This window comes from Kribbella polygonati (genome assembly GCF_050320105.1).
In the GTDB taxonomy this organism is placed as follows: domain Bacteria; phylum Actinomycetota; class Actinomycetes; order Propionibacteriales; family Kribbellaceae; genus Kribbella.
Genome location: NZ_CP190129.1, coordinates 1222965 through 1245221, shown reverse-complemented (window position 1 = coordinate 1245221; position 22257 = coordinate 1222965). Strand labels below are relative to the sequence as shown.

General features: G+C 70.0%; 19 protein-coding genes. 9 read left to right on the top strand and 10 right to left on the bottom strand.

The genetic code is table 11. The features are described 5' to 3' along the window. Window positions 1-82 precede the first annotated feature (82 nt). Window positions 83-1009 (top strand): threonine ammonia-lyase, encoded by a 927-nt coding sequence (locus tag ACQHIV_RS05870; RefSeq protein WP_427892421.1) that lies wholly within the window; start codon window positions 83-85, stop codon window positions 1007-1009. On the opposite strand, the gene ACQHIV_RS05865 is transcribed toward ACQHIV_RS05870, so the two are convergent. From ACQHIV_RS05865 to ACQHIV_RS05850, 4 genes are all read right to left on the bottom strand, one after another. Beyond that, window positions 1006-2445, bottom strand: coding sequence for a glycosyltransferase family 87 protein (locus tag ACQHIV_RS05865; protein ID WP_427896411.1), 1440 nt, complete (start codon window positions 2443-2445; stop codon window positions 1006-1008). The two genes, ACQHIV_RS05870 and ACQHIV_RS05865, sit on opposite strands and share 4 nt — an antisense overlap. A gap of 57 nt (window positions 2446-2502) precedes the next feature. Then, window positions 2503-3321 (bottom strand): alpha/beta fold hydrolase, encoded by an 819-nt coding sequence (locus tag ACQHIV_RS05860; RefSeq protein WP_427892420.1) that lies wholly within the window; start codon window positions 3319-3321, stop codon window positions 2503-2505. A gap of 11 nt (window positions 3322-3332) precedes the next feature. Further along, the gene (locus tag ACQHIV_RS05855; protein ID WP_427892419.1) at window positions 3333-5240 is read right to left on the bottom strand and encodes a glycosyltransferase family 4 protein; all 1908 of its coding nucleotides are present in this window, start codon (window positions 5238-5240) and stop codon (window positions 3333-3335) included. Between the two features lie 110 nt (window positions 5241-5350). Next, window positions 5351-5842, bottom strand: coding sequence for a MarR family winged helix-turn-helix transcriptional regulator (locus tag ACQHIV_RS05850; protein WP_427892418.1), 492 nt, complete (start codon window positions 5840-5842; stop codon window positions 5351-5353). A gap of 40 nt (window positions 5843-5882) precedes the next feature. Between ACQHIV_RS05850 and ACQHIV_RS05845 the strand changes: the two genes are divergently transcribed. Continuing rightward, complete coding sequence (locus ACQHIV_RS05845) at window positions 5883-6818, top strand: EamA family transporter (RefSeq protein WP_427892417.1); 936 nt, start codon at window positions 5883-5885, stop codon at window positions 6816-6818. After that, a complete protein-coding gene (locus ACQHIV_RS05840) occupies window positions 6727-7743 on the top strand; it encodes a LacI family DNA-binding transcriptional regulator (protein ID WP_427892416.1) in 1017 nt (338 codons plus the stop codon). Before ACQHIV_RS05845 ends, ACQHIV_RS05840 begins: the two co-directional genes overlap by 92 nt. Here the strand turns inward: ACQHIV_RS05840 and ACQHIV_RS05835 are convergent. Beyond that, window positions 7684-9633, bottom strand: a complete 1950-nt coding sequence (locus ACQHIV_RS05835) for a beta-galactosidase (protein ID WP_427892415.1) — start codon at window positions 9631-9633, stop codon at window positions 7684-7686. The genes ACQHIV_RS05840 and ACQHIV_RS05835 overlap by 60 nt on opposite strands. Further along, entirely contained in the window at window positions 9630-11654 is a 2025-nt protein-coding gene (gene yicI, locus ACQHIV_RS05830; RefSeq protein WP_427892414.1) for an alpha-xylosidase, read from the bottom strand. The genes ACQHIV_RS05835 and yicI overlap by 4 nt, the downstream gene beginning before the upstream one ends. 118 nt (window positions 11655-11772) lie before the next feature. Here yicI and ACQHIV_RS05825 point away from each other — a divergent pair, with 118 nt between their 5' ends. The 4 genes from ACQHIV_RS05825 (at window position 11773) to ACQHIV_RS05810 (ending at window position 14973) form a co-directional block, all read left to right on the top strand. Then, window positions 11773-12450 carry a response regulator transcription factor gene (locus ACQHIV_RS05825; RefSeq protein WP_344187609.1) on the top strand — a complete coding sequence of 226 codons (678 nt, stop codon included), beginning with the start codon at window positions 11773-11775 and terminating at the stop codon, window positions 12448-12450. 440 nt (window positions 12451-12890) lie between these two features. Then, entirely contained in the window at window positions 12891-13898 is a 1008-nt protein-coding gene (locus ACQHIV_RS05820) for a sensor histidine kinase (protein ID WP_427896409.1), read from the top strand. A gap of 74 nt (window positions 13899-13972) precedes the next feature. After that, entirely contained in the window at window positions 13973-14173 is a 201-nt protein-coding gene (locus ACQHIV_RS05815; protein WP_427892413.1) for a DUF1918 domain-containing protein, read from the top strand. Window positions 14174-14217: 44 nt separating this feature from the next. Continuing rightward, window positions 14218-14973 carry an SDR family oxidoreductase gene (locus ACQHIV_RS05810; protein ID WP_427892412.1) on the top strand — a complete coding sequence of 252 codons (756 nt, stop codon included), beginning with the start codon at window positions 14218-14220 and terminating at the stop codon, window positions 14971-14973. A gap of 2 nt (window positions 14974-14975) precedes the next feature. On the opposite strand, the gene ACQHIV_RS05805 is transcribed toward ACQHIV_RS05810, so the two are convergent. Then, window positions 14976-16076: a DNA glycosylase AlkZ-like family protein gene (locus ACQHIV_RS05805; protein WP_427892411.1), complete on the bottom strand. Its 1101-nt coding sequence runs from the start codon at window positions 16074-16076 to the stop codon at window positions 14976-14978. Window positions 16077-16222: 146 nt separating this feature from the next. On the opposite strand from ACQHIV_RS05805, the gene ACQHIV_RS05800 reads away from it, so the two are divergent. Beyond that, window positions 16223-16477, top strand: a complete 255-nt coding sequence (locus ACQHIV_RS05800) for a GlsB/YeaQ/YmgE family stress response membrane protein (RefSeq protein WP_380202086.1) — start codon at window positions 16223-16225, stop codon at window positions 16475-16477. Between the two features lie 18 nt (window positions 16478-16495). Here the strand turns inward: ACQHIV_RS05800 and ACQHIV_RS05795 are convergent, their stop codons facing one another. The 3 genes from ACQHIV_RS05795 to ACQHIV_RS05785 are packed head-to-tail and all read right to left on the bottom strand — an operon-like array spanning window position 16496 to window position 20644. Continuing rightward, window positions 16496-18865 carry a glycoside hydrolase family 65 protein gene (locus ACQHIV_RS05795; RefSeq protein WP_427892410.1) on the bottom strand — a complete coding sequence of 790 codons (2370 nt, stop codon included), beginning with the start codon at window positions 18863-18865 and terminating at the stop codon, window positions 16496-16498. Beyond that, window positions 18862-19605: a beta-phosphoglucomutase family hydrolase gene (locus tag ACQHIV_RS05790; protein ID WP_427892409.1), complete on the bottom strand. Its 744-nt coding sequence runs from the start codon at window positions 19603-19605 to the stop codon at window positions 18862-18864. The genes ACQHIV_RS05795 and ACQHIV_RS05790 overlap by 4 nt, the downstream gene beginning before the upstream one ends. A 49-nt stretch (window positions 19606-19654) precedes the next feature. Beyond that, window positions 19655-20644 carry an acetylxylan esterase gene (locus ACQHIV_RS05785; RefSeq protein ID WP_427892408.1) on the bottom strand — a complete coding sequence of 330 codons (990 nt, stop codon included), beginning with the start codon at window positions 20642-20644 and terminating at the stop codon, window positions 19655-19657. A gap of 79 nt (window positions 20645-20723) precedes the next feature. Here ACQHIV_RS05785 and ACQHIV_RS05780 point away from each other — a divergent pair, with 79 nt between their 5' ends. Continuing rightward, complete coding sequence (locus tag ACQHIV_RS05780; protein ID WP_427892407.1) at window positions 20724-22238, top strand: sulfatase family protein; 1515 nt, start codon at window positions 20724-20726, stop codon at window positions 22236-22238. The last annotated feature ends 19 nt before the right edge of the window (window positions 22239-22257 follow it).

Genomic DNA, 22257 nt, shown 5'->3' with positions numbered 1-22257 from the left:
CACCGACGGTAGATCGCCGCGGACCTCCGGCAGTCTTTGTCTCGAAATACGATCAACTTACTTGAGTTTTAGAGTTCGGTGTATGCCGACCCTCGAGGACATCCGCACGGCCGCCCGCGAGCTCGAGGGGCGCATCCACCGCACTCCGATGCTGACCTCGTCGGCGCTGAACGAGCGGTTCGGCGCGGACCTGGTACTGAAGGCGGAGCTGTTCCAGAAGACCGGGAGCTTCAAGGTCCGCGGGCTGCTCACCAAGCTGCTCCGGCTGACCGCCGCCGAGCGGGCCCGCGGCGTGGTCACGGTGTCCGCGGGGAACGCCGCCGGGGCGCTGGCCTGGGCCGCGCGGGACGCGGGGGTGCCCGCGACGGTCGTGATGGCGCACACCGCCGTACCGGCGAAGATCGACGCCGCCCGCGGCTACGGCGCGACCGTCGAGCTGGTGGACGGAGATCTGATCGCCGCGTACGAGCGGATCCGGGACGACCGCGGGCTCACCGGAGTCCACCCGTTCGACGACGAGGACGTGATCACCGGCCACGGCAGCCTCGGCCTCGAACTCCTGGAGGACCGCCCCGACCTGGCCGCCGTGCTGGTGCCGGTCGGGGGCGGCGGGCTGATCTCCGGCGTCGCCCGCGCCGTGCGGCTGCTGAACCCGCGCATCAAGGTCATCGGCATCGAGCCCGCCGCTGCCGATGTGGTCTCCCGCAGCCTGGAGGCCGGCAGTCCGCAGCGGCTCCCGGGTGCCCGCTCGGTCGCCGACGGCCTGGCCGCACCGGTCTGCGGCACCCACAACTTCCCGCTGATCCAGCAGCACGTCGACACGATCGTCCGGGTGAGCGAGGAGTCGCTCGTGGAGGCGACCCGCTGGGTGATGTCCCGTACCAAGCTCGCGCTCGAGCCCGCCGCGGCCGCGCCGTTCGCGGCGCTGCTGGAAGGTCTGACCGTCGAAGGCCCCACCGCTGCCGTGGTCAGCGGCGGGAACCTCGATGTCAGCAGGCTGATGCTCTAGGCAGGCGCGAGGCGGGCGTTGCCGCGGACGCCGTCCGACGGGTCGTCGACCAGGTCGCCCTGCCGCACCGGATCCTTCTCCGGAAGCAGGATGTCGCGGGCGACGACCAGCATCAGCCAGAGGGTGCCGGCCATCCGCAGGATCACCGAGAACCAGTAGATCCGGTCCGGCACGTTCGGATCGCCAGGTTGCAGGAACTGCGCCAGATGCATCCACACCAGCATCCAGTAGAAGCATTCGCAGGCCTGCCAGATCAGCCAGTCCCGCAGTCGCGGCCGGGCCAGCGCCACCAGCGGCAGGAGCCACAGCACGTACTGCGGTGAGTACACCTTGTTGATCAGCAGGAACGCCGCCACCACGAGGAACGCGAGCTGGGCGAACCGCGGCGGCCGCGGTGCCATCAGGCCGAGGATCGCGATCGACAGGCAGAGCCCGGCGAAGATCACGAGGTTCAGCTGGTTGACGTCGGTGACCTCGTGCTTGGCGAGCTTCAGCACGTACCAGATCGAGCCGTAGTCGCTCTCGCGCTGGTCGTTGAACTGCCAGAACGACAGCCATTCGTTCTTCGCCAGCAGGTAGATCGGCGCGTTCACCAGACCCCAGGCGACCGCCGCCGCGATCGCCGCCTGGAACCAGGACCCGAGCTTCTTGCCGCGCATGCACACGATCAGCAACGGCCCGAGCAGCAGGAACGGATAGAACTTCGCCGCCGTCCCGAGCCCGAGCAGTACGCCGAACCACACAGGTTTCCCGCGCGACCAGGCCCACATCGCGCCGGCTGTCAGCGCGACCGCGAACAGGTCCCAGTTGATCGTCGACGTCAGCGCCAGCGCCGGTGCGGCAGCGACGTACAGGGCGTTCAGCGGCTGCCCGCGGGCCGCGCCGGGGCGCTTGGTCACGCCGCGCGCGGTGGCGACGGTGAGACCGACGATCACCAGCGCGCAGAGGAACAGCATCACGGTGTTGACCACGAAGAACACACCGGCCGTGTCGCGCTTCTGCTCGACGGTGATGTCCTTCTTCGGGTCGCCGGTCATCAGCCAGGTGATCTGGGCCGCGACCTCCATGAACCCGCCGGTCAGCACCGGGTACTCCAGGACCGGATAGTTGCCGGTGTCCAGGAACGGCCGGTTCCCCTCCGCGAAACCGCGTTCCTGGTAGAGGAATCCGATGTCGGAGTAGCACAGCGCCTTGAACGGCCGCCAGCTCTGCCGGTCCCAGCCGGCCTCCATACACGGCGCCTTCTGCAGTACGCCGAGACCGAACGTGATCGTGCAGACGGCGAGCGCGATCCGCAGCGGCGTCCACCACGACGAGCTCAGCCGGGCGAACCGGCCGGACGGCCCGCCGAGCCCGACAGTCAGGCCGGCGATGGCCGGATCGGCCTCCGCCGGCGTCGGCGCGAGCTCGCGTTGTGGTCCGGTCACGGTCGGCATCATCTCCTATCGGCCCACCCGGCGACAGCCCGGGTCAGACACCGCTCGGCGCCGAGGTTACCCACCTCGGCCGCCGGCGTCGCGCAGGTCCCCCTGTGTGGCGTGTGCGACGACGAGGGCGGCCGCCCGGGCCGGGTCCTCCCACCAGAACAGATGGCCGGCGCCGTCGAACAGTTCGAGCCTCGCGGCCGGGATCAGCTCGGCGAGGCGGTATCCGTTCGAGACCGGAATCCCCGCGTCCGCGGTCCCGTGCAGAACCAGCGTCGGTACGGCGACCTCGGGCAGCCGGTCGGCCGCGTTGTGCGCCAGCGCCGCCCGGAACTGCAGCTGTACGACGGGCACGGGCATCCGCACCGCGAGCGCCCGCTGCCGGTAGAGTTCCCGCGTCCCCGGCAGCGCGGCGTACCGCGGGGAGAAGTTCGCCTCGAAGCTGACGCGCAGCCCGCGGCCGAGGTCGCGGCTCGCGATCGCCTCGACCATCCGGTACGACGTCTCCGCGATCACGCCGGTGTCTCCACCGGCCCAGGTACAGCCGAGGACGAGGGACCGGACGGCGGCCGGATGCCGCAGTACCAGCTCCTGGGCGACCATCCCACCGAGCGAGATGCCGAAGACGTGCGCGTCGGTCCACCCGACCGACGAGATCACCGCCGCAGCGTCGTCGGCCAGGTCCGCGACCGTGAACTCGCCGTCCGCCCGATCGCCACGGCCGACGCCCCGGTGGTCGTACGCGACGACGTCGAAGTGCTGCTCCAGCGCGCCGAGCAGTTCCTCGCCCCACATCGCGTGCGTCGCCGCCATCCCCTGGATCAGCAGCAACGGCGCACCCTGACCGCGCCGTACGAAGTCCAGGCGCCGCCCGTCGGTGCCCGTCACGAAGTCCATCGTCAGTCGGCCAGGAAGGCCCGGAGTACTTCGGTCCCCGCGGGGCCGGCCGGCAACCACCGAGTGCCGGAGACGGCGTCCGCGATGGCGCGATCGGTGACGAACACGGTCCCGCCGTACGCCCTGGCCTTCCGGCGGACCTGATCCCGGTCGACGCGCCCGTACACCACGACCGCGTGTTTGACCCGGGAGGCCGCGAGCATCGGCAGATCGGTCACCAGTTGCTCGCTCTCCAGCACCGACTGCCAGTCCTCCATCAGCAGATGGGTGACGCCGTCGAGGTCGTTCAGCGTGAGCTTCTCGCGGATCTTCGCGACCGGGCCGAGTTCACGGGCCCACTGTTCGGCCGCGGTGGCGCCCATCGGGCCGATCACCAGCTTGGCCGGCCGTTCGGCGAGGTCGGGCGGCCCGACCAGTTCGGCGTACAGGTCGCGCAGGTGCCCGGCCTGGGCCTCCCAGGACATCTCCCTGCGCAGCCCGGGGTCCGTCGTCCGTTCCCGGTACGCCGCCGGGTCGCGCTGGATCCGCTGGACGGCGGCCGCGAGCGAGTCCGGGTTCTCGACCTCGAACACCTCGCCGATCCCGGTCTTGCCGACGAACTCGACCAGCGTCGGCATGTCGCTGGTGACGACCGGCAGGCCGGCGAACGTGTACTCGAAGACCTTGTTCGGCAGCGCCATCTCGTGGCTCGGGTACCGCAGGATCGGGATCAGCCCGATGTCCGCCGTACTCAGGAACGGCACCACCTCGCTGGTCGGCACCGGATCCAGGAAGTGCACCCGGTCGGCGACACCCAGCTCGGCCGCCTGGTCGCGCAGCTCCGCCACGGGCCGCGTCCCCGCATGCGGTACGCAGACGACCGCCAGATGGACACCGGGCAGCGACTGAAGCGCCGCGACCGCGGTCTCGACACCGCGCGCCCGCGTGATTCCACCGCTGTAAACCAGCAGCGGTACGTCGTCCGCGAGCCCGGAGGCCGTCCGGATGTCGGTGCCGGACGTGGCGTCGATCGACAGTTGCGGGCTGTTGATCACGACGGTCGGCTCGCGGTCCAGCTTGTACCGCGTGTGCAGCGTCCGGGCGATCTCCGGGCTGACCGTGACCACTCGATCGACGGTCTTGATGTACTCCCGCTCATGCTGCGCCCAGGCCGCGATCGTGCGCGGCGTACGGCCGCCGTACTCCGACAGACCGGCGACGAATTCGTGGGCGTCGTAAACGACCTTGACGGTACGGCGGCGCAGCGCGGCCCGGCCGGCGGCGCGGGACGCGACACCGATCACGTGCATGTCGTGGGCGTGCAGGACGTCCGGGCGCAGGTCGTCCAGGATGTCGGCGAAGATCGCCTCGTAGTCGTCGGCCTCGGGAATGATCGAACGCCAGTTCACCATCCCGCGCCGGGCCGGCAGCCAGCCGTCCCACCACTGCCACAGGTCCGAGGCCTTCCGGCTCTCGTAGTCGGTCAGCCACGCCCCGGAGGACAACGCGGTCTGCGCGAGCTGCCAGCGGCGGCGGCGTACGGCGCGCGCCACCCGCCCGGCCTGGAAGCCGACGCGTCCGACCGTGCCGTCGCGGCGACCGGCCAGGGCCCGCCCGGACTCGGCCCGCAGATCCGCGACCCGGGCCGCGATCCGGGCCGAGCGCGCCGGGTCCGCCTGGACCCCGAGCAGCCGCCGGCTGCGGCGCTCGAACCGGCGCCGGTTCCGCTCGTCGCGCAGCACGAAGCGACCGGGCAGCCGGATCATTACGACCCCGCCCTCGATGGTGTCCACCAGCGTACGCCCGGCGGTCGTCACGCCGAGCAGGGTCACCCGGTAGCCCGCCTTCCCCAGAGCGACGGCTTCCTTCAGTACCCGGGTGTCGTTGGTGATGTCGTTCGCAACGAGCATGACGACATGTGGTCCGCCCACTCACTCTCCTGAAACTTCAAGGGGACGCCGGCTGTACGGCGGCCCTGAGCAGGCAATATACGACCTCTACCCAAGCCCGCGCACTTCTGCCGCACGTGTCTTCGCCTGATTCAGCCGGGCGGTTCGAGGTGCGCGAGCCAGGTGGTGAGCAGAGTCTCCAGTTGCGCCCGCTCGGCGGGCGCCAGGCTGCCGAGCAGGCGCTGCTCGTTGGCCATGTGCGCGGTGAACGCCTTGTCGATCAGCCGCCGCCCGGCAGGCGTCAGCCGGACCACCCGCCCGCGGCCGTCGTCGTCGCTGCGCCGCCGCCGGACCAGCCCGGCGCTTTCCAGCCGGTCGACCCGCTTCGTGACCGCCCCGGTGGTCACCATCGTGTGCAGCGCGATCTCCCCCGGCGCCCGCTCGTACGGCGCGCCCGCCCGGCGCAGCGCCGCGAGTACGTCGAACTCCCCCTCGGTCAGCCCGAACTGCGCGTAGAGCAGCGTCAACTCCGCCGTCAGCTGGTTGGCGATCCGGTGCAGCCGGCCGATCACGCCCTGCGGCGCGGTGTCGACGTCCGGCCGCTCGACCCGCCACTCCGCCTGGATTCTTGCCACGTGGTCCACGGCTTCCACTATATCTTCCCGGGAAGATATAGTATTTTCCATGGAAGATACCTTCCGCTGGACGCTGGTCACCGCGGTCGCGCCGATCGCGTGGGGCACCAACTACTTCGTCACGCACGAGTACCTGCCAGCCGGGCATCCCTTGTACGGCGCGGTGTTCCGCGCACTGCCCGCGGGACTGCTGCTGCTCGCGCTCGCCCGGCGGCTCCCGCACGGCGTCTGGTGGTGGCGCTCGCTCGTGCTCGGGATCTGCAACATGGGCGCGTTCTTCGCACTGATCTACCTCGCGTCGCAGCTGCTGCCGGTCAGCCTCGCGTCGACGATCATGTCCGCGGCGCCGTTCACGATGGCACTGTTCGCGTGGGGACTCCTGGCGGAGCGTCCGACCGTGCTCGTCCTCACCGGAGCATCCGCCGGCATCGCGGGCGTCGTTCTGCTGCTCGGGGCCGGAGCGGCCGCCGTCGACATACGCGGAGTCGCCGCTTCGGCTGCGGCGCTGACGATGTCGTCGTTCGGGTACGTGCTGGCCAAGAAGTGGGGCCGTGCGTCGATCGCGTCCACGTCCTGGCAGCTGATCGCGGGCGGTCTGGTCCTGATCCCGTTCGCGGTCCTGGTCGAGGGGGCGCCGCCGCACCTCGATCTCCCGGCCGTCGCCGGTTTCACGTACGTCGGCCTGGTGGCCACCGCGCTCGCGTTCACCGCCTGGTTCGCCGGGCTCCGTCGGTTGCCGGCCGCGACGGTCGGGCTGATCGGCCTGCTCAACCCGGTCACCGGCGTACTGCTCGGGGTGCTGTGGTCCGGCGACGTACTGACCGGGCGGCAAGGGTTAGGACTCGCGCTGGTGTTCCTCGGCATCGCGGTCAGTCAGCTGCCATCATGGCGGCATGGTCACGATCGGGGACGTCGCGCGGCACGCCGGGGTGGCGACCAGCACGGTGTCCTATGTGCTCAGCGGCAAACGGACGATCTCGCCTGACACCCGCGAGCGCGTCCAGCGCAGCGTCCGCGCGCTGGGGTACCGGCCGAACGCGAGCGCCCGCGCGCTGGCCAGCCAGCGGTCGAACGTGCTCGCGCTGGTGATGCCGCTGCGGACCGGGATGCACGTACCGGTGATGATGCAGTTCGCGGCCGCCGTCGTGACCACGGCCCGCCGGTTCGACCACGACGTACTGCTGCTGACCGCGGACGAAGGTCCGGACGGGCTGGAGCGGGTCGCACAGAGCGCGCGGGTCGACGCGCTGGTGGTGATGGACGTCGAGCTGCACGACCAGCGGGTGCCGGTACTGCGCGAGCTGCCGATGCCGTCGGTGCTGATCGGTTATCCGGAGCAGGCCGACGGGCTGACCTGCATCGACCTCGACTTCACCGCCGCGGGCGCGCAGTGTGTGGACCACCTGGCCGATCTGGGGCACCGGTCGCTCGCGCTGCTCGGTACGCCGTCGGCCGTGTACGAGCGCCAGACCGGATTCGCCCAGCGGACCCTGAGCGGCTTCGCGGCGGCCGCCGTACGGCGTGGTGTGCAAGGGATCGAGACGCCGTGCGAGCACACGTTCGACGCGGTCCTGCACACGGTCGAAGGGCTGCTGCGCGAGCACCCGGACCTGAGCGGGCTGGTCGTGCAGAACGAGCCGATCATCGGCCCGCTGCTCGACGTACTGCGGCGGCTCGGCCGGCGGGTGCCGGAGGACATGTCGCTGGTGGCGATCTGCGCCGACGACGTGGCGGAGCGGCAGGTACCGCAGCTGTCGTCGGTGACCATCCCGGCGGAAGAGATCGGCGCGCTGGCAGTCGAGTCCCTGATCGCGAAACTCGAGGGCGGCGCTGTCCCCCAGCTGACGCTGTTACCGCCTGCGCTGACTGCCCGCGGCAGCTCCGGCCCGCCCACCGACCGCGCCCGCTGAGGACCGCACCACCGCATACCCTCCAGCCGGCACCGTCAGCTCCCCGTCGACGTTCTGCCCAGTCACCAACTCGACGCCGATCGCAGGCACGACAACGTCCTGCGTGCTGTGGTTGATCCGGAACGTCCACGTCGTGTCTCCCGCGCGCCGGCGCACCGTTTCCACGGGCTCACCAGCGCCTACGAGACGCGCCGCGGTTGCGTCGTCCAGCTCGGTCGAGACGTACCACGCCGTACCTTCGCCGACCTGCCGCCGGGTGATCGCGGGCTTGCCGTCCAGCACGCCCCCGGCGTACCGATCGACCACCTCGGCCGCGAACGCCTGCACGTCCTCCGCCCACAGCTGCCCCCGACCACCGGACGCCAACGCAACCTCGTCGGCGAGCGGATGGAACTCCTCCACGCGCACGCCGAGCAGCTCCGCGAAGGCAGGGCGAACCCGGAGATCAGGGTCGACGACACCGCTGAAGTACCCGACCACCAGCTCCCCGCCGCTCTCGACGTACGCCGTCAGCTTCGCCACCGTCTCGTCGGAAACCAGGTACAACGACGGCACAACCACCACCCGGTACGACGAGAGATCCGCGTCCGGAGCAGCGAAGTCGACGGTCACGCCCGCGCGCCAGAAGTGCCGATGCGCGGACCGGACCGCCTTCAGATAGTCCAGCTCCGACGACGGCAGGTGCGTACCCTGCATCCCCCACCAGCACTCGGCGTCCCACAGGATCGCCACCTCCGCAACAACGTTGCTCTCGGCAACCTCTGCCAACCGGGGCAGCACCGAACCGAGCTCGGTGATCTCGCGGAACATCCGGCTGTCCGGCCCGGCGTGCGGAACCATCGCCGGATGGTACATCTCCGCCCCACCACGCGACGCCCGCCACTGGAAGAACAGCGCCCCTCGGGAGCCGCGAGCGATGTGCGACAGACTGTTCCGCGCCATCCGGCCCGGCTCCTTCGGGTGCCAGCGCCGCCCGACGTTCAGGCCGCCGGCCGCCTGCTCCATCAGCAGCCACGGCTTCCCACCGGCCCAGCCGCGCGCGAGATCCGCGCCGAACGCCGTCTGCTCCTCGGCCCCGATCCCCGCCTCATCCGGATAGTGGTCGATCGCCACCACGTCCACCTCGGCGGACCACGTCGCATGGTTCACCGGCACCCATCCCCCGAACACGAAGTTGGTGGTCACCGGCAGCTCGGAATACTCCCGCACCACGTTCTTCTGTTCGCGATAGGCCGCCAGCAACTCGTCCGACCAGAACCGCCGATAGTCCAGGTACTGCGTCGGATTCACCAGGTACTGCGTCTTCCGCGGCGGCTCGACGTCCCGCCAGTCGCCGTACCCCTGACTCCAGAACGCGGTCGTCCACGCCTCGTTCAACCGCTCGAGCGACCCGTAATGCTCCCGCAGCCACTCCCGGAACCGCTCCGCCGCGAGCGAGCAGTAGCAGGTGGTCCCGTACTCGTTGTGCACATGCCACATCGCCAACGCCGGGTGGTCGCCGTACCGCTGGGCCAACGCACGCGCGATCCCTTTCGCGGCATCCCGGTACGCCGGCGCACAAGCGCAGTACGTGTCCCGACTGCCATGCGTCAGCCGTACACCGTCCGCGGTCACCGGCATCGCCTCCGGATGCAGCCGACTGAACCACGGCGGCGGCGACGCGGTCGGCGTGGCAAGATCCACCCGCACCCCACCCCCGTACAACAACTCCAGCACCTCGTCCAGCCACCCGAACTCGTACCGCCCTGGCACCGGCTCCAGCCTCGACCACGAGAACACGCCAACAGTCACCAGGTTCACCCCGGCCCGACGCATCAGCTCCACGTCCTCCTTCCACACCGCCGGATCCCACTGCTCAGGGTTGTAGTCCCCGCCGTACCAAAGGTTCATGGCCGCACCTCGAGGACAGGAGAACCGTCGCGGGCAAACAGGGGAAGGGAGTCGAATGCGTGGGTTTGGTGGAGCCAGGTGGGGCCGGTGTGGGTTTCGTTGGTGAGGAGGGAGGTCCAGGTGCCGGCGGGGAGGTAGAACGTGACTTCGCCGGTGGTGCTCATCACGGGGGCTACCAGGAGGTCGGGGCCGAGCATGTACTGGCGATCCAGGTAGGCGGTGGCGGGGTCGTCGGGGAACTCCAGGATCATCGGGCGCATCATCGGTACGCCGTCGGTGTGGGCCTCCTCGGCCGTCGTCAGGAGGTACGGCATCAGCGACAGCTTCAGCTTGGTGAACTTGCGGAGGACGTCGACCGCCTCCTCGTCGAAGGCCCACGGGACGCGGTACGACGAGGAGCCGTGCAGGCGGGAGTGGGACGAGAGCAGGCCGAACGCGACCCAGCGCTTGAAGATCGCGGGGTCGGGGGTGCCCTCGAAGCCGCCGATGTCGTGGGACCAGTAGCCGAAGCCGGACGCGGCCAGCGACAGGCCGCCGCGGAGCGACTCGGCCATCGCCTCGAACGTCGACTCGCAGTCGCCGCCCCAGTGCACCGGGTACTGCTGGCCGCCGGCCGTCGCCGACCGCGCGAACAGGACGGCCTCGCCTGCGCCGCGGTTCTGCTCGAGTAGGTCGAAAACAGCCGCGTTGTAGAGCTGCGCGTAGTAGTTGTGCATCCGCTGCGGGTCCGAACCGTCGTACCAGGCGACGTCCTCGGTCGGGATGCGTTCGCCGAAGTCGGTCTTGAAGCAGTCGACGCCGATGTCGATCAGCGCCTGCAGCTTCGAGCGGTACCAGGCGGTTGCGTCCGGGTTGGTGAAGTCGACGATCGCCATCCCGGCCTGCCACATGTCCCACTGCCACACCGAGCCGTCCGGGCGCTTCAGCAGGTACCCGAGCCGGCGGCCCTCCTCGAACAGCACCGAGCGCTGGGCGATGTACGGGTTGATCCACACGCTGATCCGCAGCCCGCGGTCCTTCAGCCGGCGCAGCATGCCCTCCGGGTCCGGGAAGGCCACCGGGTCCCAGAGGAAGTCGCACCAGTGGAACTGGCGCATCCAGAAGCAGTCGAAGTGGAAGACGCTCAGCGGCAGGTCGCGCTCCGCCATCCCGTCGACGAACGACGTGATCGTCTCCTCGGTGTAGTCCGTGGTGAACGACGTCGACAGCCACAAGCCCATCGACCACGCGGGCACCCGCGCCGGGCGGCCGGTGAGCCCGGTGTACCGGCGCAGTACGTCCTTCGGGGTCGGGCCGGCGAACACGTAGTACTGCAGTTCTTCGCCCTCGACGCTGAACTGGTTGCGGGACGTCACCTCCGAGCCGACCTCGAACGAGACCAGCGCCGGATTGTCGACAAGTACGCCGTACCCCTTGCTGCTCAGGTAGAAGGGGACGTTCTTGTACGCCTGCTCGCTCGACGTACCGCCGTCCGCGTTCCAGCTGTCGACGATCTGGCCGTTCTTCACGAGCGGCCCGAACCGCTCGCCGAGCCCGTAGACCGTCTCGCCGACGCCCAGGGCGAGCTGCTCGTGGACGTACCGCCGGCCGTCGGCGTCGGTGACCAGGCCGACGCTCCGCTCCCCCGAGTTCGTCAGCGGGCACCCGTCCTGCTCGAAGCGGACGTCCCACGCCCCGTCGAGCCCGACGACGACGCTCAGCTCGCCCGAGGTCAGCCTCGCCTCGGCCGGACCGACCTCGACCTTCACCGGACGCCGGTCGTCGGTGTTCAGCCGGTACGCCGGACGTCCGGGCGGACCGCCCAGGTGATGTGCGATCCGTACGCCGATCACCCCGCGTGCCGGGGAGCTGAACGTGATCGTGAACAGCGGCTGGTTGAGCGTGTCGCCGCGGCGCTCGATCCGCTTCGCGGGCGCGTACACGGTCAGCTCGCGCTCCCCCGCCTCGACGCTCTCGACCGCCGCCGGCCGCAGCCGGCTGAACCCGGGCCGGAGCTGCCAGTACCCGTCGGTGAACTTCATGGTCGCCGGCCTCCAGAGGATTGTCGAAGCGCTTCGACAACGCTAGGCGGGGCGGTCCGGGCCGTCAATCCGGGAACCTCTCAGCGGACTCTCAGTGCTCGCCAGTGACACTGTCGGAATGCGAGTGCTGATGGTCGAGGACGAACTGCGGCTGGCCGACACGGTCCACCGCGGGCTGACCGACGCCGGGTTCGTGGTCGAGTTGGTGCACGACGGAGAGAACGCGGTCTGGGCGGCCACAGAGCACAGCTACGACGTGATCGTGCTGGACATCATGCTGCCGAAGCTCAACGGGTACCGCGTACTCGAGCTGCTCCGGGCCCGCGGGATCTGGACGCCGGTGCTGATGCTGACCGCGAAGGACGGCGAGTACGACCAGACCGACGCGTTCGATCTGGGCGCCGACGACTACCTGACGAAGCCGTTCAGCTTCCTGGTCCTGGTCGCCCGGCTGCGCGCGCTGATCCGGCGCGGCGGCCCCGAGCGTCCCGTCGTACTGACCGCCGGCGACCTGTCGCTGGACGTCGCCCGCCGCCGTGTGGAGCGGAACGGACGGGAGATCACGCTCACGCCGCGTGAGTACGGGCTGCTCGAGTTCCTGATGCGGCACCGCGGCGACACCGTCAGCAAGACCGAGATCCTGCAGAACGTCTGGGACCCCGCGTTCGACGGCGACCCGAACGTGGTCGAGGTGTACGTCCGGTACCTTCGGAAGAAGATCGACACGCCGTTCGCGCGGCACGCGATCGAGACCATCCGCGGAATGGGCTACCGGATGAACCCCGAGGGCGGCTGAGACCCAGCTGAGGACGGACCTGCGAAACTGGTGGGGTGAGCACGGTCGTGCGACGTCGCGTTGACGGGTGGTACCGGACCGCGGGCGGCCTCCGGCAGGCCAGCGTGCGGAGCCGGTCGACGGCTGCTGCCGTGATCGTCGTCGCGGTCGCGCTGCTGATCGGCGCCGCCGCGCTGCTGCTGCTCCTCCAGCGGGCGCTGATCGCCGAGGTCTCCGACGCCGCCGACGGCCGGGTCGCCGACGTCGCCCGTCAGGTCAGTACCGAGGGCACCAATGGGCTCGGGCACGACTTGGCCAACACCACCCGCGCCAGCCAGCTCATCCAGGTCCTGGACCCGAGCGGGAAGATCGTCGCCGCCTCGTCGTCCCGGGTCGACAACTCGCCGCTCACCGATCTGCGCCCGCCGGCCGGCGCGCTGCTGCGGGCCGAGGTCGGCGCGATGCCGCTGATCGACGACGACCACTCGTTCCTGATCGTGGCGCAGGGCGCGGAGTATCGCGGTACGACGTACACGGTGGTGGTCGCGTCGTCGGTGGAGACGCAACGGCAGACCGTGTCGACGGTGTCGCAGTACCTGCTGATCGGGTTCCCGGTGCTGCTGCTCGTCGTCGGGGTCGCCGGGTGGCTGATGATCGGGCAGGCGCTGCGGCCGGTCGAGCGGATCCGCTCCCGGGTGCAGGGCATCGGCAGCCGGGACCTGACCGAGCGGGTCCCGGTACCGGAGACGCGGGACGAGATCGCCCGGCTCGCGGTCACGATGAACGAGATGCTCGACCGGCTCGAGACCGGGCAGGCGACCCAGCGGGCGTTCGTCGCGGACGCCAGCCACGAACTGCGGTCGCCGCTCGCCACGCTGACCGCAGCGCTCGAGGTGATCGAGGCGGACACCTCCGGCAAGGCGTGGCGCGAGCTGCGGCAGGTGATGGAGACCGAGACCGACCGGATGCGGCAGCTCGTCGAGGACCTGCTGCTGCTCGCGAAGGCCGACGACACCGGCATCCGGATGCGGCCGACCGACGTCGACCTGGACGACCTGGTCGAGGCCGAGATCAAGCGGCTGCGCAGCTCGAAACCCGAGCTGACGGTGAAGGGCGACGTACACCCGGTCCGGGTGACCGGCGATCCGGCCCGGTTGAGTCAGGTACTGCGGAACCTCGTCGACAACGCCGCCCGCGCCGCGCACAGCACGGTCCGGCTGACGACCTCCGAGCACGACGGGGTCGCGGTGATCACGGTCGAGGACGACGGCGACGGGATCCCCGAGGAGGAACGGCAGCGCGTGTTCGAGCGCTTCGTCCGGCTCGACACCAGCCGCTCCCGGGCCAGCGGCGGCTCCGGCCTCGGCCTGTCCATCGCCCGCGAGATCACCCGCGCCCACCACGGCACGATCACGCTCACGTCCGCCCCCAACGGCGGCACCACGGCCACGGTCACGCTGCCGAGCTGACCGCGCCGCTCAGGTCGGCTCGCCGTAGACATCCGGTGACGGCGGGACCAAGCTGGGTGGTGAAGGAGGTGGGTGTGGTGAAAGCCGTAGCTGGTGACCAGGTTGTCGTCGAGAGCAGTCACTTGGCGGCGCACCGCCGCGAGGGGCAGATCGTCGAAGTACCCGACCCGAACGGCGCACCGCCGTACCGCGTGCACTGGTCGGACACCGACACCGACACACTGTTCTTCCCCGGCCCGGACGCACACATCGTGCACGGCGGCGAGCGGCAGTAGCAATTCGATTGCCCGCGGTCGCGCGATCGGGCAGGGTCGCGGGCATGCCCGAACGACCTGTCGCCCTTGTCACCGGAGTCGGCCGTACGGCCGGGATCGGCGCGGGTATCGCCCGCCGTCTCGCCGAGTCCGGATGGGACCTCGCGTTCACGTACTGGACGGCGTACGACGAGCGGATGCCGTGGGGTGTGCAGGACGACGCCACCGCGGAGATCGCCGCGGAGCTGGCCGGGCTCGGCGCTCGCGCCGTACCGCTTGAGGCGGACCTCGCGGACCCGGCCGCCCCGGAGCGGATCTTCGCCGCCGCGGAGGACCGGCTCGGCCCGGTGACCGCGCTGGTGATGTGCCACTGCGAGAGTGTCGACTCCGGCATCCGCGACACCACCGTCGAGAGCTTCGACCAGCACTTCGCGGTGAACGCGCGGGCGACCTGGCTCCTGATCCGCGAGTACGCCCGCCGGTACGCCGTACCGCACGGCACCGGGCGGATCGTGGCGCTGACGAGCGACCACACCGTCCACAACCTCCCGTACGGCGCGAGCAAAGGCGCCCTGGACCGGATCACCCTCGCCGCCGCCCAGGAACTGTCCGACCTCGGCCTGACCGCGAACGTGATCAACCCCGGCCCGATCGACACCGGCTGGATGACCGCCGAACTCCGCACCGCCTGCACCGACAGCACCCCACTCGGCCGCCTCGGCACCCCGGCCGACACCGCCGACCTCGTCGACTTCCTCCTCTCCGCACGCGGCCAATGGATCAACGGCCAACTACTGAAGAGCAACGGCGGCTCGGCGTAGCCTCAGCCGATGACCAGGTCCAGGTGGAGCCAGGTTGCGAGGTCGCGGATCTCGCGGTGGACGGCGGTGGTCAGGGTCTTCGAGAACGGGTCGTCCTCGTGGATGGCGTCGACGCGGAAGATGCCGGCCTTGCGGTCGGACATCGCGTCGAGTTTTCCGACCAGGCGGTCGTTGTGCAGGATCGGCAGCGCGAAGTACCCCCAGCGCCGTTTCGCCACCGGCTTGTACATCTCCAGCTGGTAGTCGAACTCGAAGATCTCGGTCAGCCGCTTGCGGTCGTACACGAGCCGGTCGAGCGGCGAGATGATCGCCGTCCGGCCGGTGAACGGCCGGTCGAGCAGCTCCGGGTCGATCCGCCACTCGCCACGTACGCCGTCCACCACGGCCCGCTCCCCCGCCTCACCCGCGTCCAGCGGCTCGCCGGGGCAGGCCGGGCCTTTCGATCGGAGCAGGCCCATCGACGTCAGGCGTTGCCGGTCCCGGGTCCGGACCGCCTCGGCGATCGGCACCGGCGGATCGTCCGGGTAGATGCGAGACGCGAGGTCCCAGAGGCGGTCCCGCCCGTCGCGGCCGGCGATCGCCACCTCGCCGCGCTGCGTCATGAACTCCAGCAGCTGTGACACGTTCCGGTTGTTCGTCCAGCCGCTCGACTTCCACGGCCGGACGCAGGTGTCCGGCAGCTCGCGCATCACCAGCGGGCCGTCCTGGCGCAGCCGCTCGAGGATGTCGACCCGGCAGCCCTCGTTCGCCCGGACCCAGGCGCGGCGGTACTCCTGCCAGTCGAGCGGTTCGCCGTCGGTCGGCCAGGCGGCCATCTCCGCGCGGTACAACGCCAGCGTCTCGGGCAGCCGGACGAACCCGCGCAGCTCGAGCAGCTCCAGCGACGCGAGCGCGTCGGCGAGCTCAGTCGGGTCGTACGACGATCCCAGCCGGCTCCACGCGACCAGATCGGCGTTCGGAGCGACGTACGCCGTCTGGTCGAGCTGGACCGCGTTCAGCCCGCGGACCACGTCGAACAGGTCGGCCGGGCGCTCGCGGGTGAGCAGCTGCGCGCGCACGGCCAACCGCCTGGCATCGCGTTTCGACAGCTGATGAACAGTCACGCCGCGAGCCTACGGGCTCGTCCGGACAGTATTTCGAAAGCACCAGGGTCGGGTCCGGGTCCGGTCAGGGGAAACTCCACTGCCGCGGCTGCCGTTCCGCCGGGAGACTTGGGGCATACCGTTCGACACCTCGGAGGATCCCAGCCATGTTCGGCTTCATCATCGCCGGTCTCATCATCGGTGCACTCGCCCGGCTGTTCACCCCCGGCAAGCAGAAGCTCGGCCTGCTCGCCACGCTGCTGCTCGGCCTGGCCGGGTCGGTGATCGGCGGCACGATCGCGAGCATCCTCGGCACCGGCGGCATCTTCGAGCTGAACGTGCTCGGCTTCGTCGTCGCGGTGATCTCGTCCGTGATGCTGGTCGGGACCGCCGAGTCGCTGGCCGCCAAGAGCAAGAACTGAACTCCCGAAGCGCTGTCCTCAGCCGTCCTCGTTGACCGCCATCGCCGGCCGTGGCTCACGGCCCGGCGGCTGCGGCGGCCGGGGCAGCAGCGGGCGGCGCTTCTGCAGTGTCCGCACGACCGGCTGCGTCGCGGCGACGGTGATCTCCTCGCCCGCGTGCCGGAACGTGATCGACGCGTCCGGCCCGTCGTGCACGCTGTACTTCACCGCGACCGGATCGATCTCGACCTTCAGCCGTACGCCGCGCCACCGGACAGTGAAGCTCAACCCGGCCAGCCCGATCGGCAGCGCGGGGTCGAACGACAGCATGCCCTCCTGATCGCGCAGCCCGCCGAACCCTGCCACCAGCGCGCTCCACGCACCACCGAGCGAGGCCATGTGCAGCCCGTCTCCGGTGTTGTGGTGCAGGTTCCGCATGTCGATCAGCGCGGCCTCGTACGCGTAGTCGTACGCGAGGTCCAGATGCCCGACCTCGGCCGCCATCACCGCCTGCACGCAGGCCGACAACGACGAGTCGCGCACTGTCAGCCGCTCGTAGTAGTCGAAGTTCCGCGCCTTCTCCTCGTCGGTGAAGGCGTCACCACACCAGTACGTCGCCAGCATCAGATCGGCCTGTTTCACCACCTGCGTGCGGTACAGCTGGAAGTACGGCGCGTGCAGCAACAGCGGGTACTTGTCCTTGTAGCCCTCGAAGTCCCACACGGCGTACCCGGTGAAGCCTTCGGACTGCGGATGTACGCCGAGGTCCTTGTCGTACGGCACGTACACCGCCGCCGAGGCGTCCCGCCAGGACGCCTCCTCCTCGGCGTCGACGCCCAGCTCCCGCGCTCGAGCCGGGAACTTCGCCGCTAACTCGGCCGCCGCGCGCAGGTTGCGGGCCGCCATCAGGTTCGTGAAAACGTTGTCGTCGGCAACGGCGCTGTACTCGTCCGGCCCGGTGACGCCGGGCAGGTGCCAGCGGCCGTCGCGGTCGTGGTGGCCGAGCGACATCCACAGCCGGGCGGTCTCGACCAGCAGCTCCAGCCCGACCTCGTCGACGAAGTCGTCGTCCGCGGTGGCCCGGTGGTACCGCATCACCGCCTCGGCGATGTCCGCGTTGATGTGGAACGCCGCCGTACCGGCCGGCCAGTAGCCGGAACACTCCTGGCCGCGGATCGTCCGCCACGGGAACGCCGCGCCCTTGAAGCCCAGCTCCTCGGCGCGCTGCTTCGCCATCCGCAGCGTGGAATGCCGCCAGCGCAGCGCGTCGGCGGCCGCGTCCGGCATCGTGTAGGTCAGCACCGGCAGCACGAAACCCTCGGTGTCCCAGAACGTGTGCCCGTCGTACCCGGCCCCGGTCAGGCCCTTCGACGGAATCGCCCGGCGCTCGGCGCGCGCACCCGCCTGCAGCACGTGGAAGAGCGCGAACCGCACCGCCTGCTGGAGCTCAGGATGGCCCTGTACTTCGACGTCGGCGCCGTCCCAGAAGTCGTCCAGGAACTCGACCTGCTGCTTGGTCAGCCCGTCCCACCCGGAGAACCGGGCACTCGCGAGCGCGGCCGCGACCTGGTCCCGGATCGCGGTCTCCGAACGCAGACTCGACCAGCCGTACGCCAGGTACTTCACGACGCGCAGGCTCTCGCCCGGCTGCAGCTGGCAGATCACCGTGGTCCGGGCCCAGTCCTCGCGGACGTCCTGGTCCATCGCGTACCGCACCGAGGTGTCGACCTCGTGCGCCATCGCGGCGGCCATCAACTGCCGGCTGCGGCTCGTGCGGTGGATCAGTACGGTCCCGTGCTCGCCGCCGTCGTGGCTGACCGGGTGCAGCGGATTGTCCAGTACGGCGGCCACCCGCGGGTCGTCGGACAGCTTCGGCTGCGTCTCGTTCGCGACCAGCTCGGACTGGATCACGAACCGGGCAGGCTGGTCGACCGGCTCCACGACGTACTCGATCGCCGCGACCGCGCGCTGGGTCAGCGAGACCAGCCGGCGGGTGCGGACCTTGATCCGCTTGCCGCCGGGTGAGGTCCAGTCGACGTCGCGCTCGAGGATGCCGTTGCGGAAGTCGAGCGAGCGCTCGTGCTTGGTCAGGTAGCCGTACCGGATGTCGAACGGCGAGTCGTCGACGAGCAGCCGGATCAGCTTGCCGTTGGTGACGTCGACGAGCGTCTGCCCGGACTCCGGGTACCCGTAGCCTGCTTCGGCGTACGGGAGCGGACGCTGCTCGTAGAACGAGTTGAGGTAGGTACCGGGGATCGCGTACGGCTCGCCCTCGTCGAGGTTGCCGCGAAGGCCGATGTGCCCGTTCGACAACGCGAACAGCGACTCGGACTGGGCCAGCTTGTCCATCGCCAGCCGCGTCTCGCGGAGCCGCCAGGGCTCGACCGGGTGGTGGCCTCGATCGATCATTTCTCCTCCAGCAGGTCCGCGAGGTCCTTCACCACGACGTCCGCGCCGTGCGTCTTCAGGTCGGCGGCCTGGCCGACGCGGTCGACCCCGACGACCTGCCCGAAGTGTCCGGAGCGGCCCGCGGAAACGCCGGCCAGCGCGTCCTCGAAGACGGCCGCCGCGGACGGCTCGATCCCGAACCGCTCGGCCGCGGCCAGGAACGTGTCCGGCGCGGGCTTGCCCTTCAGCCCCTCGGTACGGATCGTGACGCCGTCGACGATCTCCTCGACGTACTGCGCCAGCCCGGTGACGTCGAGCACCTCGCGAGTGTTCGCGCTGGACGACACCACCGCCCGCCGCAGGCCCGCCTCGACGGCGGCCTGGAGGTACCGCCGGGAGCCTTCGAAGACGTGCACGCCCTCGGTCCGGATCCGCCGCTGGACGGCCTCGTTCTTCCGGTTCCCGAGGCCGTTCACGGTCATCGCCGACGGCGGGTCGTCCGGGTCTCCGTCCGGCAGCGTGATGTGCCGCGCGGCCAGGAAGTCCCGGACGCCGCTGGCCCGCGGCTTGCCGTCCACGTACGCGTCGTACTCCGCGCGGGCGTCGAACGGCACGAACTCGATGCCGTGCTGCGCCGCGTACTCGCGGAGGAACTCGTCGAACATCTCTTTCCACGCCGCAGCGTGGACGGCAGCCGTGTCGGTGAGCACGCCATCCAGGTCGAACAAGCAGGCCTGGATCCCCGTAGGTAGTCCGAGCATGCCGACCACACTAGGGGGTCGACCGGTTCGGCCGGTGAACGGCAGGCGGTCAGCCGAAGATCTCGGCGAACCAGTCGAGCTGCACGAGCTGCTGGTACGTCTGCCCGCCCTCGTGCTCGTTGTACTGGTACACCTCGATCTGCTTCTGCTCGCTCCCGTAGCTGTTGAACGCGGCGAACACCGTCGACGGCGGGCAGGTCGCGTCCATCAGCGCGACCGAGAACAGCGCGGGCGCCGTCGCCAGCGCACCCAGGTTCACGCCGTCGAAGTAGCTCAGCGTGTTGTGCACGGCGTCGACGTCCTGCCGGAACCCCTTCAGGTACCGGGTGATCTCGCCGTACGGGTCCTTGTCGGTGATCTGCAGCGCCCGCTGGAAGTGGCAGAGGAACGGTACGTCGGGAGCGCAGCCGACCAGGTCGATCCCGGCCAGCGGCGCGAGGCCGGCCGCCGCGATCGAGATCCCACCGCCCTGGCTGCCACCGCTCACGGCCAGCTTCGCCGGGTCGACGAACAGCGACGCCTTCGCGGCCTCCAGCGCCCGGACCGCGTCGATGTACACGCGACGGTAGTAGTACGTCTCCGGGTCGGTGATCCCCAGCGTCATGAACCCCGGCGTGTGGTTGAGACCGGCGTACGGCGTCTCGTCCGGGGTGCTGTCGAAGCCGCCCTGGCTGTAGCCCTGGCCGCGGGTGTCCATCACGAAGTGCGCGTACCCGGCCTGCGCCCACAGCGTGGTCGAGTGCGGCAGCCCGCGCCCACCGCTGTAGCCGTGGTACTGCACAACCGTCGGCAGCGGCCCCTCGGCACCGGCCGGCACGTGCAGCCAGCCCTTCACCGGAGTACCGCCGAAGCCGGCGTACGTGACGTCGTAGGTGTCGACGACCGCGAGCTTGTTGTCGATCGCGGTGAACGTGGCGGACAGGTCGTCGGTGCGCGCCTTCTCGATCGAGCGACGCCAGAAGTCGACCAGGTCGGCGGGCACGGCCACCTCGGGCCGGTACTCGCGGAGCTTGTCGAGGGAAAGGTCGAACATGGCCATGACCGGTAAACCTACGCCAGCGGGCGGCCCGCTGGAAACCGTTGTCCAGATTCGGTACCGGGTGAACTATCGTGCAGAGATGCCGACTCCGAACATCGTCTTCGTGATGTCCGACGACCACGCGGCGCACGCCATCTCGGCGTACGGCAGCAGGGTCAACAACACGCCGTACCTGGACCGGCTGGCCCGGGAAGGTGTGCGGATGGACGCGACGTACTGCACGAACTCGATCTGCTCGCCGTCGCGGGCCTCGATCCTGACCGGCACGTACAGCCACGTGAACGGAGTCGCGTCGATCTGGACCGAGATCGACTACCGGGTGCCGACGATCGCGGAGGTGCTGCAGGACGCCGGGTACCAGACCGCGCTGTTCGGCAAGTGGCACCTCGGTGAGCAGCCGGCGTCCGCGCCGCGGAACTTCGACGCGTGGCGGGTGTTCCCCGGGCAGGGTGAGTACGTCGACCCGCTGATGATCGGGCCGGACGGCGCCGAGACGGTGCCCGGGTACGCGACCGACATCGTCACGGACCAGAGCATCGACTGGATCCGGCAGCGGGACCCGGAGCGCCCGTTCCTGCTGCTGGTGCATCACAAGGCACCGCACCGGCCGTGGGTGCCGGACGAGAAGCACAAGCATCTCTACCCGGTCGGTTCGATCCCGGAGCCGAGCACGCTGTTCGACGACCACAGCACCCGCAGCCAGGCGGTCCGCGGCGTCCACATGTCCGTTGCCGACGACCTGGCGGCGGAGGAGCTGAACGAGAAGCTCCCGGACGAGCTGCGCGGGCCGGAGAACCGGGAGGCGCGGATGCGGTGGAAGTACCAGCGCTATCTGCGGGACTACCTGCAGTGCGTGCAGTCGATCGACGACAACGTCGGCCGGCTGCTCGACGTACTGGACGCCGAAGGGCTCGCCGAGAACACGGTCGTCGTCTACACGTCCGACCAGGGCTTCTTCCTCGGTGACCACGGGTGGTTCGACAAGCGGCTGATGTTCGACGAGTCGCTGCAGATGCCGATGATGATCCGCTGGCCGTCGGTGATCCCGGCCGGCAGCACGTGCGACGCGATGGTCACCAACGTGGACTTCGCGGCGACGTTCCTGGAGATGGCGGGCCTGGACGCGGCGTCGGCGCTCCCCACGTCGCAGGGCCGGAGCTTCCTGCCGCTGCTGCGCGGTGAGGAGGTCCCGGACTGGCCTGACGCCGTCTACTACCGGTACTGGGAGCACGACGACCCGATCCACCACGCTCCGGCCCACTACGGCGTACGTACGAAGGACTACAAGCTGATCCACTACTACGGTGCCGGTCTTGGCGTACCGGGCTCGTCGGATCGTCTGTTCGAGTCCGAGTGGGAGTTGTACGACCTCCAGAAGGACCCGGCCGAGTTGACGAACGTGGCCGACGACCCTGCGTACGCCGAGACGCGCGCGGGCCTGGCTGTTCGCCTGGGTGAGTTGCAGGCGCACTACGCCGACCTCCCGTACGAGGGTCCGTCAACGCCGGCGCCCTCGTGGTCCTGGGCCGACAAGAAGGCGCTGAGCCAGGTAGCGAAGTACCTGGAGAACCTGCCGGAGCGCGGTCAGGCGTGAGCTTCACTGCCGCCGACGT